Source organism: Desulfuromonas svalbardensis, assembly GCF_055389415.1.
This window is the reverse complement of the sequence record NZ_AP042416.1, coordinates 2433355-2447721: the sequence shown is the minus strand read 5'-3', so window position 1 is coordinate 2447721 and position 14367 is coordinate 2433355. Positions and strand designations below refer to the sequence as shown.

Genomic DNA, 14367 nt, shown 5'->3' with positions numbered 1-14367 from the left:
ACTGATGACAGAACAACTTAAAATTAATGGTGCAACGTTTGACTTAAACCGCTACCCCCTTCGCAACAACGATCCACTACGCGCTTGGGATGCAGCAGATGAATATATATTAGACCATTTATTTGACAATCAACTTCTAGACAGTGAACAACGGGTGTTAATTGTTAATGATAGCTTTGGGGCACTAGCAGTGCCCCTTTCGCACTTTTCACCAGACATTTTTGGTGACTCATATCTTTCGCAGCAAAGTATCCAACAAAACAGCTTACATAATATTGGTGACAAGCACACTGTTTCGTTTATTGACAGCACTGAAATACTTAATTCTGTGTATGATATTATCCTCTTTAAGTTACCGAAAAACCAAGCATTGCTCGAGGATCAACTTTACAGAATTAAAAAACATATTACTGCTGAAACGATCATCATCGCAGCAGGTATGGTTAAAACTGTTCATCGATCAACACTTCAACTTTTTGAATCAATCATTGGTCCAACAACAACATCTTTAGCGCGTAAAAAAGCGCGGCTTGTTTTTTCACACGTTGATACATCACTTAAAGGTGACACAACACCCTACCCTAAATCATATCAACTTGATGACTACAACATCACGGTGGTTAATCATGCTAATGTTTTTTCACGGCAAAAGTTAGATATTGGTACCCGCTTTTTCCTAGAGAATATGCCTAGTAATTCCAACGTCAAAGATGTCATTGATTTAGGCTGTGGCAATGGTTTACTCGGAGTGGTTTATGCGTTGAAAAACCCAGGGGCGAAACTGAAGTTTGTCGATGAATCGTATATGGCTGTTGCTTCGGCGCGCACGAACTATGAACATGCGATAGATACATGTGACAATGGTGAAAAAGGCTCTGCCGAGTTTTTGGTCACCGACTGCCTAACTAACTTTGAAACAAACTCAATTGATCTCACCTTAAACAACCCTCCGTTTCATCAAAACACCGCTGTAGGTGATCATGTCGCATGGCAGATGTTCACGGAATCAAAAAAGATTCTCCGCAACAATGGAGAACTTTGGGTGATTGGAAATCGTCATTTAGGCTACCACACGAAGCTTAAACGCTTATTTGGTAACTGTGAAACCGTTGCCAGTAATCAGAAGTTTGTTTTATTGAAAGCTCGTAAGCGATCTTCACATCACTAATGTGGAGATTTCTACGATTACGAAGTGCGTAACGTACGCTGTTGTTCTGGTGTCAAATTGTCAAAGTAATCGATCATGCCGCGTAGCGAGTTACCCATGAAATAGCGTTCGCGCGCATAGAGGTCAGCATCCAATTGATCAATATTCTTAAACACCTCATCGCGCTCTATCAACCAATCATAAATGGCCTGCTGACGTGTTTTATGATCACACGCTGCTGTTGCCGCTACTGCTTGTACCCATAAGATAAGTTGCTGACGACCAATCTCTAAATAGCGCACGGCAGGTTCCACCAAACCGTGATGGGCAATGATTAAGTAACGTGGGTTTAAGCCGATCATGCGGTCGATTGAATCGATCGCGACATCTTGCATAAATCTTGGTGGCGTCGCAGGGCGCATATAAATACCATCTTCAATCTCGCCATGAACACCACAAATTTCACCACCAATCAACAAATCGTCATATTTAAAGCACAGGTGATGCGCAGCGTGACCTGGTGTTTTGTGGACCTCTATTCCTGTGTCACCGACCCGCTCTGTAAAAGAGATCTTATCGCTAGGTATCGGAATAATTTCACCATAAGTCTCTGCCATCTCACCAAGGACTTGTAACGAGCCTTGCCACAATTTTTCAGGGGAGATCATATGACGAATGCCATCAGGGTGGCAGATCACCTGTGCCATTGGATAATACTTTAGCAATTCCCCTGTTCCGCCAGCGTGATCAATGTGGATATGGGTCAGTAAGATATAATCGAGCTTCTTAACCCCCTTTTCACGTAAACCGTTGACCAACACTGGAATGGTTGATAGCGGACCCGGATCTACAAGAACGGTAAAATCATCTTCAACAAGTAACCACGAACTGATGAAGCGACGAAATCCTTCGAGTGTAGATTGATCTAAGTCGAAACAATGAAGATGATCGATATTCATATTTTCCCACCTACGATTTTAAACAGATAAATTGACTGGAACCACATAAAACATGACACAACAAAAATGGAGCACACTACCAGAAAGAACAAACAGATGCCAAATAGCATGATGATATGGGAGAGAACGCCACAAATAAAAACCAATGCCACCTGTGTAAGCCAACCCACCTAAGAACAACAACAATAACCCGCCATCAGGTAATGCAGCAAAAAGTGGTTTAGCTGCCACGACCATGGCCCATCCCATTGACACATATAGACCAATCGATATTTTCTTTTTATGCCGCAGGTGGCTTAACTCGACGACCACTCCAGCCGCAGCTAGAGCCCAAACAATGCCAAATAGCCACCATCCCCATGAACCACGTAGTGTAATTAAGGTGAAAGGCGTATAGGTTCCAGCAATAAGTAAGAGAATGCCCACATGATCAAAGGTCCTCAATATTGCTTTTATTCGTGGTTGATGAATACAGTGATATAGCGTCGAAGAGCTATAAAGGAAAATTAACGACACACCAAAAATAATGTAACTTACAGTATCTAAATCACCGACACTAACTGACACCAAAAAATATAAACCTAGAATGGCTAACACAATGCCAATCGCATGAGTCACGCCGTTAACAATCTCTTCACAAGCACTATAACGAGCCGAGCCAATTCGTCCATTCATGGTGATATTTCCTCACAACAATGTGAATAACAATGAATCAGCATAGCTCTATTTATTTGATCATGGGGTAAAAGAAAGGTAAAAACTACCGAGTTAGAGTTTTAATCAAATCTACTTCTCCCTGCCGACCTAAGGCGATCAATGCAGCTGTTGCACTCTCAACGTATTCCTTTGCATCGCCCGTTAAACAACCAAAGATAAAACGAGCTAAGTCGGCTTGTGCCGCTGCGCTCTTTTCTTTTGACGAGCGTTTTTTACCATTTTTGATCCATAGTTCATCGGCCCGATTCTGATGAAAATCACGTGCTTGACCAATTAGGTCAATACGCTGATCTAACGGTAAAACTTTTTTCGTTTTAAACGCAACCAACAGCTGCTCTGGGTAGCCATCCTGAATTATTTCAATAATTCGTAGTAGTTTGTTTTTCATGCTGATCTCATCTATTAATAGGTTTCAGTTCACCCCGACGTTACCTTGTTTTTCAATATACGAAACAGACGACGCGAAATTTTAATTCGAAGTAAATAACTGATTATACCTTATGCCTTCTATACTAAGATACCGATTATTTACACAATTATTTAGCTACAAAAACCAAACATTGCACAATCGCATCCGTTGGATAATATAAAGGTAAAGAATCAAGTTATTGCACTGCTCGTTATAGGATGAGGATAAAATGACAAACGATACCGCCAATACGCCACAAGATACTGCTGAGGTTGAAGATAAAACGAAGCTAGGGACGTTTGCTGGTGTTTTCACTCCGAGCATTCTAACCATCCTTGGCATTATCTTGTTTATGCGTTTAGGCTATATCGTTGGTGCCGCAGGGTTACGTCAAACCCTACTAATTCTCCTTATTGCCAACGTTATTTCGGTTTTAACCAGCATTTCTCTCTCTGCTATTGCCACCAATTTGACTATTCGTGGCGGTGGTGATTACTACCTTATCTCGCGCACTCTCGGCTTCGAATTTGGTGGCGCACTAGGGGTAGTGTTGTTTTTAGCGCAATCTATATCAATCGGTTTTTACTGTATCGGATTTGGTGAAGTCTCGGCTAGCATGTTTGGACTCGAAGGGATGTCAGCTCAAATTATTGCTGCAATCGCGATTGGAGGATTATTTATTCTGGCGTGGCAAGGGGCCGATTTGGCCACCCGTTTTCAATATGGCGTAATGGTGATTCTGTGTTTAGCCCTACTTTCTTTCTTTGTCGGTGGCTTCATCCATTGGGATAGTAGCCTGCTCCACATTAATTGGGACCCTGCACCGCAACAGCCCAGTTTTTGGATCTTGTTTGCCGTCTTTTTTCCTGCGGTAACCGGATTCACCCAAGGTGTAAGCATGTCGGGCGATTTACGTAACCCGGGTAAGAGCCTGCCGTTGGGAACCTTTCTCGCTGTGGGGATCTCCATTCTGGTCTATTTTGCGGCAGCGATCATTTTTGCCAGCAACCTGTCACGCGAAATATTGATCAACGACTACCAGTCTATGAACCATGTTGCCATATTCTCCTTTCTCATTACCGTAGGTGTTTTTGCCGCCACTCTCTCCTCGGCGATGGCCTCATTTTTGGGAGCACCGCGTATCCTTCAGGCGTTAGCTGCCGACAAAGTGTTCCCGCTATTGAATCCATTTGCAACAGGAGTTGGCCAAGCTAATAATCCCCAGCGAGCAGTATTACTTTCTGCTGCCATTGCCTTACTAACCATCAGTCTCGGTAACCTCAACGTCATTGCAAGCGTTGTCGCCATGTTTTTTCTTATCTCATACGGATTGCTTAACTACGCCACCTACTTCGAAGCACGAGCCGCTAGTCCATCGTTTCGTCCACGCTTTAAGTGGTTTCACCAGCGTACCAGTTTAGCTGGAGCAGTGATCTGCCTTATCGCTATGCTGGCAATTGATTGGAAAGCTGGCTCATTGGCCGTGGCCGTTATGTTCATCCTCTATCAATATTTAAAAGCCACAGCACGGCAAAGTCGCTGGGCCGATAGTCGGCGCTCCTACCACCTACAACAAGTCCAAGAGCATCTACTTAATGTATCAGAGGAATTAGAACATTCACGCGACTGGCGACCTCAAGTGCTCGCCTATTCTGACAACCAAGAGCGTCGCCAACGCCTGTTGATATTTTCATCGTGGCTCGTCGGTAACAGTGGCTTAACCACGTTAGTGAGAATCCTTGATGGTCATAACGCACAACAGACTCGCCTTAAACACGAAGTTGAAAAGGAGCTTTATCAAGATATTGCTAATAGTGGTGTTCAGGCCTTTCCGCTTGTAATCAATGCGCCATCGTTCGAAATCGGCAACCCACTGTTATTACAATCATTTGGTATTGGCCCGTTACGGGCAAACACCATTGTCCTCAACCACCACAGTGCCGACACTCAACACTTTTTCAGCGAACAACTTAAAAGTTTCAGTAAAAACATGCGTGTGGCACTGCGTCTAGGCTACAATCTTGTATTGCTTGATGCCCAAGAGAAAGACTGGTTAATCCTCGATGAGCAACCAGAAGATGAACGGCGCATTGATATTTGGTATCACCCAAGTAACAGCGGAGCATTAATGCTGCTATTGGGCCACCTAATAACTCGCTCGCCATTTTGGCAACACGCTACACTACGAGTGTATATGGCACAGCAAAATGATAACGACGAAGCCTCACAAGAGACCTTAACGCACGAACTCATGCAATCACGTATTGATGCTAAAGGGGTTATTGTTCAAGACTTCAATACGGCAACGATTTACCAACACTCAGGTGATGCCAGCCTTACGCTGTTGCCGTTGATTTTAAAGGAGGGGAAAATTGTCGATTCTGCTGGTCATACCACCGATAACTTGCAAGAAAAACCATCACGCACTGCCTTGATTTACGCCGCCCAACAATTTGACCTTGATGCCGAACCTGAAGCGGGCGCAGCAGGACTGTTAGCCGAAGCTGAAGATTCATTTCAGTCAGCACAACAACGCGTTGAAAAAATTGATAAAGAGTTAGCAGGATTTGATAGCCAGCTAGAGGAGATATTAAACCAGCTATTAACCTCTCGACTGAATGGCGATGAGGATGGTGAAAAAAAATCATATAAAGAGTTAGCAACAATACGCCAACAACGCGATAAGGCAACTCGGTGTTCAGCAAAAGCTGAAGCAAAACTCGAACTCGAAGAACACCAACTTGAACAATTACGTGAAGAATACCATCTCAATGAACCAGAAGTTGCCACAAACCACGATAAGGCTGATTAATCATCCAAATTATTTTTTTTCGCCAGCCTCTTCTTGCGTTCTCGATACTGCGCATGAGCACCACGGGTAAAGAGCAACGAGCGTGACTCTAAAATGCCTACGCCAAACAAAATTCCAATGACAACAATCGCCATTTTTATTGCTACCAGTGCACCAACAACAGCAATACACACACCAAGAGCAGCCAGCGACCAAATCGTTGCTGCTGAGGTCACTCCGACCACAACACCATCTCGAGTCAACATCACCCCAGCACCTAAAAAACCAACTCCCGTCACCACCGAACCAATAATACGTGAAGGATCAGCCGCTTCGTTACTGACAACTTGGGCAATCATCACAAACATGTAGGTACCCAAAATAATTAAAGAGGAGGTTCGTATTCCCACAGGTTTGCCGCGCATTTGACGCTCCAAGCCGATGATAAAGCCGCAAAAAAGGGCTGCACCAATTGAGCTCCAGCTAAATGGATATACGGAAACTATTTCTTGTATCGTCATAAATCATAACTCCTCGCTTTACCGATCTTGTCTGTGACCAACAGTTAACAACTGTATTTATAATACTATGGACGCAAGTCAATTTGGATATTTGTTTTTTCGTGGCAAGCAGTGACACCCTCGCCAGATAAGGTACACTTGAGTCAACCCACAACAATAAGCACGAATAAGCCTCATATTTCACAACAAATATAATAAATCGACAACCATTACTCTACCTTATTTCTGTGAACAGGAAGTGCGCTAGAAGTCACCCTATTAACAAGCACAGGAGGTTATTATGGCCTACCACGATTTATCATTGCGCCATTTCATGCGCGGCCTAACCAAACGCAGTCAAGGACAAACAGAGTTTCATCAGGCGGTGTATGAAGTGGCTCGTTCGGTGCTGCCGTATATTCTTGATCACCCTAAATATCAGAATGACAGCATCATCCAGCGCATGACTGAGCCGGACCGTACGATTATCTTTAGGGTTGTTTGGGAAGATGACCTCGGTAACACTCGGGTAAACCGTGGTTACCGAGTCCAATTCAACAATGCTATCGGCCCCTACAAAGGGGGCTTGCGTTTCCACCCTTCGGTCAATCTGAGTATTCTCAAGTTTCTCGGCTTTGAGCAGACGTTTAAAAACAGTCTGACCACCCTGCCGATTGGAGCCGGTAAAGGTGGTAGTGACTTTAATCCCAAGGGGAAATCAGACCGTGAAGTGATGCGTTTTTGCCAAGCCTTTATGACTGAACTTGAGCTGTATATCGGTGATCACTGCGACATCCCCGCTGGTGATATCGGCGTTGGTGCTCGTGAAATTAGCTATCTTTTTGGTCAGTATAAACGCCTCAGCCATCAGTTTACCGGTGTATTAACAGGTAAAGCACTGGAGTTCGGCGGTAGCTTGATTCGCACTGAAGCTACTGGCTACGGTGCCGCTTACTTTATGGATGAGATGTTGCGACAACACGATCGTACTCTACAGGATCAACGCTGTGTACTGTCAGGTTCTGGCAATGTCGCCCTTTACTGTGCTTGGAAACTGGTACAACTGGGCGCTAAAGTGTTGACCCTGTCCGATTCATCAGGATTTATCTACGACAAAGAGGGATTAAGTTTAGAAAAGTTGACCGAAATTATTCAACTCAAAACCAAACAGCGAGGTCGACTACACGAGTATGCGGAACAAAGAGGCTGTGACTATCAGGCTGGTAAACGACCGTGGACAGTTGCTGCTGATCTGGTGATACCCTGTGCAACGCAAAATGAACTAAACCTCGATGATGCTCAACGACTGATCAGCAACGGTTGCCAAGCGGTGGTCGAAGGAGCTAATATGCCGACGACAGCGGAAGCGATTCAGGCATTTAAGACAGCCAACGTGTTGTTTGCGCCAGGTAAAGCATCCAATGCTGGCGGTGTTGCCATCTCCGGTCTGGAGATGACCCAGAACAGTATTCGGCTGTCGTGGGGAGAAGACGAATTGGAACTGCGCTTACGTCAAATCATGCGCGACATTCACCGCAAATGTGTCGATCATGGCGACGACAATGGCCGCACCGACTATATTAAAGGGGCAAATATAGCTGGATTTATCAAAGTTGCAGATGCGATGCTCGCCTATGGCATTATGTGATCACAACGGAAACGACACTCAATGACATCATCAACGACTATTGACTTAACACAACTCCTCATCGATCATCTTAAAGAACTCAATCTGCCACTGTTGATTCCGCCACCAGTGATTGCCGTTACTCAGGGTGAAGTATTAGCCTTCGATGCTGAACAGGCGACACTAACCATTCGTTTTCCGATTCTTCCTGAACACCTCAACCCTTATGGCACACTACAAGGTGGCATGATTGCCGCTGCCATCGACAACACTATCGGACCGTTGAGCATGTTGGTCGCTCCACCCAACTTCACCCGCCAACTCGAACTCAAATATCGTTATCCGATCCGTCCCGAAATGGGATCGTTCATCATTGTTGGCAAATTAGTTGAACAAGATAAGCGGCAACTTATCTTTGAAGCGCGGGTCTATGATGATCAGCAGCGTGAGTTGGTACGCGCCAAAGCCAAGCATTGGATCGTTGACCACACGCAGATAGCGGATGATTGATGACAGCGCTATCAATCTGATAATGAACCTCTAAAGTGACGAGCAACGAAGCTATAGTCCTGCTGTATGTATCAAATAGACGCCAACTCCTGTATAAATCTGTAACAAAGCAAGCAGTAACATAACGCTATTTAATCCGGCATGAACAAGAGGGAGTATTGTTCGCTTTTTCTTCTTTCTATCCATGTAAACACCGGATGCCAGAGAAAAAACGATAAAGGGAATCATCAATAGTCCTATTTTTGCGTGCAACCCCGAGGCTATATAACCATACCAACCTGATTTAACAACAATTGTCCCGCCGACAAAACCAAACAGCCAGATGATTGTTGCCGCAATGCCTAAACGAACATGCAGCTTCCATTTGAAACGGGACTCCTGTTTTAAATGGGCAAAGCGAAACCTTGAAACACCCAACTTTAAAACATAAAACGCAATTAAAACTGCTATGAATTGAACGATTGGATGAATAAAAAACATTGAATCCTACCTCCTTACAGGGTCAGTTTAAATTTCGAGCAGTCCTTAAATCGAAGTATTTGCAATGACCTCTTTGACGTTGGCTTAAAGCCTGAACTCACTGCAGTTAGAGTTCTGGATTTTGTACGATACCTTCATCCGTTCCATCGTGTTGAGGTTCTGCCGCCGACTTTCCATCCTGAAGAGTTAACATGTGCGACCACAAATCCGGATCAAGTGACCGGATGTGAAGATCGCGCTGTGGGAAAGGTATCTCAATCCCCTCAGCAGCAAAACGTTTGTAGATAGCGACACACAATTCGCTTTTGACTTCAACGCTTTGATCATAGTTTGCCAGCCAAACGCGCAATTGGAAGTCGAGTGAACTGTCACCAAAGTTAACAAATAGCGGCGAGGGTTTTGGATAACTTAAAACCGAAGGATGAGCCTCGGCCTCTTCTCTGAGAATTTCGAGAATCTGTTCCATATCTTCACCGTAGGCAGTACCGATATTGATTACGAGGCGGGACTGAGAATTACTGAGGCTGAGATTGGTTACCTTTTCCGAAATGAGTTGACTGTTGGGGACGATAATTTCGGCCTTACTATACATTTCGACAACCGTAGCTCGCATCCCAATTTTACGGACAATAGCCCATTCTCCATCAAGGACAATACGGTCGCCAAGTTTAACCGGACGCTCAAATAGTAAAATCAAACCACTGAGAAAGTTATTAACAATATTCTGCAAGCCGAAGCCGATACCGATGCCTAATGCACCAATAATAACGGTAAAGTTTTTCATGCCGACACCTGCCACACCGAGTGTAAACAGCAGTCCACATGAAATAATTACATAGTGGAGCAGTGTTTTAATTGAGTCGCGTACACCGCTATCGATATAACGTGGACCAATGACTTCGACATCAAATAGTGATCGCAACAACCACGATAAAGTGTAAGCAAGGTACATCACCACCACTATCATCACCAGGGTATCCAGAGTCAGTTGAATTTCACCGACGGAAAAACCGAGTCCTTTAAGGGCGAGCCACGCCGTCGTTACACTATCGCTCCCTGCCCATATTTGTCCCATATACAGAATGCCGTAGACATACAGTAACCCTTTAAGGATGTTGTTAATCCGTGCTCCAAGTCGCTGGCCAAAGATACGAAAGAATTGCCAGCGAACAATCAAGTGGTGGTTGACGAGAAAATCGATACCACCGCGAGCCAGTCGCATCACCATCGAAATCATCAACAATAGAAAAACGGTTTTAATCGATGAATCGATAAGTCGAGACGACAGCGTGCTATAACCACCGAGCTGAGCGGTCAGCGACACCAACAACAAAACCATGCCAGTGCGCAAGCTGAAAATCAGCTGCCAGGCATCGCAATTTTTACGGCAAAGAGAATAGATTCTGAACAATAGCGGTATGCCCGCTAAGGACAGAAATATCATATACAGCCGATACAGTGGCAACGGTAAGCCAATCACTTGAAATAGCATTGACACCAGATATATTGTTGCTAACAACCACACCACTAGGGCATGGCGACGAGCCGGTACCGTATCGGCAACCAGAATGCTAGCACTGAGCACGCTAATGACAAGTAGATAGAACGTCCAGGACAGCGGAGGAACTTTGTAGATGGGACTCAGAGTAGTAAAAGTAACAAATAGGCCCGTCGCCCACGGGTGGCGAAAAAGCACGTTCCATTGCGATGCTTCGTTTTTTTCGCTACGCCGACGGCGCAGACTGACACCGAGTGCTAGCGCCACGCTTAATTGCAGTGCCGTCACCCACCAGAAGTCATTGATATATATATATCCAGATCTCCATTGAACCAAATCGATGTTATCTAGAAATTGTTGTGATGTCTCAGGTGTAAACTGCTGATAGAACTCTAGGCTGAACAGCGAACGTGCGGTTTTTTTAAAAATCTGTCCTCGCAGGATGTTCAAGGAATTATTGACCAACCGCAGACTGCTTTGATTGGTTTCTTGTACGTTAAGAACCTGCTGCTGGACGCTGATCAGTGAGTTGCCAGTTTCATTAATGATGTTCAGTAGCTCATCGCACTGCCTAACTGAGCTAGCAAACTCTTCATCTGAGAACTCTGTCTGTTTCGTGGACAGAAATGACTTCCATTGCTCCCAAAAAGTTTGCCGCTGTTGCCATTGGCTTCGCAGTTCTTCAATAAGAGTCAAGGAGGCTGAAATCTCATCAAAAATATCTGTCAGGCTGGTGACCTGACTGCTGAGGTTTTTTTTAATTTCCAGTAGCCGTTCAAAGTTCCAGCTGGCGGGGTCACCAAGTTCCTTAAGTCGTTCATCAAGGACGGTTTGGCGTGTTAAACCTTTTTCAAGATTAACACTTATTTGCCTGTGATCGGACAGATCAGCCAGTTGATTTTTGGTGGTACTAATATCACTACCAAGAGTGGCACGAAGGGAAATCACCTCTGAAACACCAGGAAACGCAGGCGCTGTGATTACACCATTGTCACCATTGACACTAGTGTCTGTTCTTGGGGTGGGTTCATCGGCACATAAAGGTATTGACGGTAGCGCAAGGAATGTCCATATCAGCAGGATGAAACAGCATATGTTTCGCATATGAAACTCCAAGCTAGGGCAAGAATTTAATTGTTTTATTTATTATAGCCTCTCCATCTTTGTTTGCAATTCAGACTGATTCTGAATATGTGAACTATCGGCCTGCAAGCATTAGTATGGGCAAATAAAATAATCGTTGTAAGCCTTGTCAAGTGATATTGATTTGCTAGAGTATTAAGGGGGGCAAGTTAAACATCGCCAAACCTGAATCTTAAGCCTCTGATCTTATCGCGAAAAAGGAGAATTTTTTATGATGATGCATAAGTTAATACCCGTTTTAGTCCTCTGTACACTGTTGATAGGTTGCGCATCTGGTGGTATGAAAGATGTTAGGAAAAGTGGATTTATTGATGACTATTCGATGCTGAAACCAGGGGGGGATGATCGTGCCGCGCTGGTGTATATCAACCCAGATGTTGATTTTAAGCCTTACACCAAAATTATGTTTGAGCGCGTTACCGTTATGTTGAGTGCAGATGCTGACTATAAAGGGATCGACCCAGCGCTATTTAGTGAACTGACCGATTATTACCAAAATGCACTGATTGACGCAGTGAGAACGGGTTATAAGGTCGTCGATCAACCAGGACCCGGAGTATTAAGAGTGCGGGTAGCCATCACCGATATCAAACCGGGTAAACCTGTTTCCAATACGTTATCGTCAATTATCCCAGTTGGAATTGTTGTTGCCGGCGTAACAAAGGCGGCCAGTGGTGATAACTTAGGTACTGGCGAAGCAGCAACAGAGATAGTGGTTGTCGATTCACTCAGTGGTGAGCAACTTGCTGCAGCTGTTGACCGTCGTCAAGGTGGTAAGTCAATGTTCCGAGGTAAATGGACTGACACCAAACAGGCATTTGATCACTGGGCAAAGCGATTCCGTCAACGCCTAGATGAGGCACATAACGTTCGTTAATTCCGAGTGTTAATCATCGATCTAAAAGGCCATCTACTCGCATGAGCAGATGGCCTTTTGTTGTGGACTTCGCGACTATTGATCTGTTGTTTTGCTGTGTTTCAAATAGTTCAATAGCTTGCTACCCGTTAACTTTGTACTAGATGGCCCACTACGGATGTAAAATTCTTCGTCGTTCTTATTTTTTAAAAAGATCGGCATCTGTGACTTTTCGCATTGAACAACAATGATCTGTTTTCCCTCACAGCTAACGATATCCATGTGAATATAACGTGAATATTCCAGTCCGATATGCTGATTAATCAGATTTTTAAAATGGAGATGGCACTTATCCTCGTTGGCGAAATTGTCGTTATTAAGGCCGAGAATCTGTCCATCATCGGCAACACCAATAAGTAATATTCCACCTTGGCTATTAAGATATGCGACCACTGCTTTGAGCCACGCCAGTTCAATCCCCTTGTCTGGCTTGTTCTCTTTAAGATTCTGGCGCATGGTCGACTTGAATTCCATCCGACCACCCTCTCCTTGCTCAATCATTGATGGCAATAGACCTTCAAGTTGAGTTGTATCTTCAATGATCGCATGAAGTTTTCTCAATCGTTGACTATGACGCCTGACCATTTGTACGATGCCCCAGCCGCCACCAAAAAGCACAAGAACCAGCAGAATAATAGTTAGGGTGTTTTGTTTTCTTACATCACCAAGAAAGTCGGTTTCAGGAATGACAATCCCAGCCCAAAACAATGGCTGGCTGCGCTCACCAAGAGGTTTAAATCCTGCCCACCACCTTTGATTGTTGACCCGTACAGAAAATGGCTTTGATGAAAGAGGTTGATTGTGCCAAAGCGATGCGGCCTCGGCAATTACCGTGTTTTCTAGCTTCGATGACGGAAGAAATATCTGTTCTTTTATTGTGGTTGATGGGGCGGTGTTCTGTTCGTCTTGCGGTAAAAAAACATCTCCGTTGTTGGTGAGAATAAAAGTTAGTCCATTATCTGTGGTTTTAATGTTTGAAATGATTCTATATAAATCTATAAGTTGGATGTCAAAAGCTGCGATATAATTGATTTCGTTATCGTTTGGATGTTGCCATTGAATGGCCCCAGTTAATATCGGCTGTTGGTTAAACTCAAAAAAATGTGGTTCTGACCACAACGGCTGATCAGCTCCATTGCTGAGAATGTTTTGGTACCACCTTTCTGTTCGTAGATCATCCCCCTCTTCGCTCCACCATTGCTCTTTAAGTTCTCCAGAATGTTGCCAGCGTTGCCATTTTTGTCGAGGTCCCCATTGTGAAAGATTAACGGTGCGGGTTAACCATTGATTGTTTTGGCGGATGAGCAGGAAATCGGTGCCCGTTGATGCGATGAGATGAAATGAATTGCTTAGCGGCAATTGTTCCATGATGGGAATAAGTAGAGCCGTCAATCTTTTGGCTTCAAGCGGAATCGATTGCGAAGAGGACGAAAGGTCTCTCATTCCCCATTCTTTCAATATTTTTAAACTCTTATTGAAAGGCTGGAGACTATTATTAATATCCGTCGCGACCTTTTGTGTTGCATGGGAAATAATTGTCGTTGAATATTCTTTGCGACGGATATCGCTCACATAGGTTGTTAACATGACAATAAAACCAGCCATTATCAAGGCAACGATCAACAGATTATGGAGCAGGCGTAATTGTGCAGGCTGGAGAGATTTCATCG

12 protein-coding genes are annotated in these 14367 nt (G+C 44.2%); 5 read left to right on the top strand and 7 right to left on the bottom strand.

The genetic code is table 11. The features are described 5' to 3' along the window. Window positions 1-4: 4 nt before the first annotated feature. Window positions 5-1168, top strand: coding sequence for a methyltransferase (locus tag ACZ5KY_RS10950; RefSeq protein ID WP_464243935.1), 1164 nt, complete (start codon window positions 5-7; stop codon window positions 1166-1168). A 17-nt stretch (window positions 1169-1185) separates the two neighbouring features. Here the strand turns inward: ACZ5KY_RS10950 and ACZ5KY_RS10945 are convergent, their stop codons facing one another. The 3 genes from ACZ5KY_RS10945 to ACZ5KY_RS10935 form a co-directional block, all read right to left on the bottom strand. Next, the gene (locus ACZ5KY_RS10945; protein WP_464243934.1) at window positions 1186-2106 is read right to left on the bottom strand and encodes an MBL fold metallo-hydrolase; all 921 of its coding nucleotides are present in this window, start codon (window positions 2104-2106) and stop codon (window positions 1186-1188) included. Window positions 2107-2124: 18 nt separating this feature from the next. Next, the gene (trhA, locus tag ACZ5KY_RS10940) at window positions 2125-2781 is read right to left on the bottom strand and encodes a PAQR family membrane homeostasis protein TrhA (protein ID WP_464243933.1); all 657 of its coding nucleotides are present in this window, start codon (window positions 2779-2781) and stop codon (window positions 2125-2127) included. An 85-nt stretch (window positions 2782-2866) separates the two neighbouring features. Continuing rightward, window positions 2867-3211, bottom strand: a complete 345-nt coding sequence (locus ACZ5KY_RS10935) for a hypothetical protein (RefSeq protein ID WP_464243932.1) — start codon at window positions 3209-3211, stop codon at window positions 2867-2869. 250 nt (window positions 3212-3461) lie between these two features. Between ACZ5KY_RS10935 and ACZ5KY_RS10930 the strand changes: the two genes are divergently transcribed. Next, entirely contained in the window at window positions 3462-6044 is a 2583-nt protein-coding gene (locus tag ACZ5KY_RS10930) for an amino acid permease (RefSeq protein WP_464243931.1), read from the top strand. On the opposite strand, the gene ACZ5KY_RS10925 is transcribed toward ACZ5KY_RS10930, so the two are convergent. Further along, complete coding sequence (locus ACZ5KY_RS10925) at window positions 6041-6544, bottom strand: MgtC/SapB family protein (protein ID WP_464243930.1); 504 nt, start codon at window positions 6542-6544, stop codon at window positions 6041-6043. The genes ACZ5KY_RS10930 and ACZ5KY_RS10925 overlap by 4 nt on opposite strands. A gap of 280 nt (window positions 6545-6824) precedes the next feature. On the opposite strand from ACZ5KY_RS10925, the gene gdhA reads away from it, so the two are divergent. Both gdhA and ACZ5KY_RS10915 read left to right on the top strand, forming a co-directional pair. Continuing rightward, entirely contained in the window at window positions 6825-8171 is a 1347-nt protein-coding gene (gdhA, locus tag ACZ5KY_RS10920; RefSeq protein WP_464243929.1) for an NADP-specific glutamate dehydrogenase, read from the top strand. Window positions 8172-8192: 21 nt separating this feature from the next. Continuing rightward, window positions 8193-8660, top strand: coding sequence for a PaaI family thioesterase (locus ACZ5KY_RS10915; RefSeq protein ID WP_464243928.1), 468 nt, complete (start codon window positions 8193-8195; stop codon window positions 8658-8660). Window positions 8661-8711: 51 nt separating this feature from the next. Here ACZ5KY_RS10915 and ACZ5KY_RS10910 read toward each other — a convergent pair whose 3' ends face one another. Continuing rightward, window positions 8712-9140, bottom strand: a complete 429-nt coding sequence (locus tag ACZ5KY_RS10910; protein WP_464243927.1) for a DUF4079 family protein — start codon at window positions 9138-9140, stop codon at window positions 8712-8714. A gap of 106 nt (window positions 9141-9246) precedes the next feature. Then, window positions 9247-11742: a mechanosensitive ion channel domain-containing protein gene (locus ACZ5KY_RS10905; protein WP_464243926.1), complete on the bottom strand. Its 2496-nt coding sequence runs from the start codon at window positions 11740-11742 to the stop codon at window positions 9247-9249. A gap of 250 nt (window positions 11743-11992) precedes the next feature. Between ACZ5KY_RS10905 and ACZ5KY_RS10900 the strand changes: the two genes are divergently transcribed. Further along, window positions 11993-12658, top strand: coding sequence for a DUF3313 domain-containing protein (locus ACZ5KY_RS10900; RefSeq protein ID WP_464243925.1), 666 nt, complete (start codon window positions 11993-11995; stop codon window positions 12656-12658). Between the two features lie 75 nt (window positions 12659-12733). Here the strand turns inward: ACZ5KY_RS10900 and ACZ5KY_RS10895 are convergent, their stop codons facing one another. Next, window positions 12734-14365: an RNA-binding domain-containing protein gene (locus tag ACZ5KY_RS10895; protein ID WP_464243924.1), complete on the bottom strand. Its 1632-nt coding sequence runs from the start codon at window positions 14363-14365 to the stop codon at window positions 12734-12736. Window positions 14366-14367: the final 2 nt, after the last annotated feature.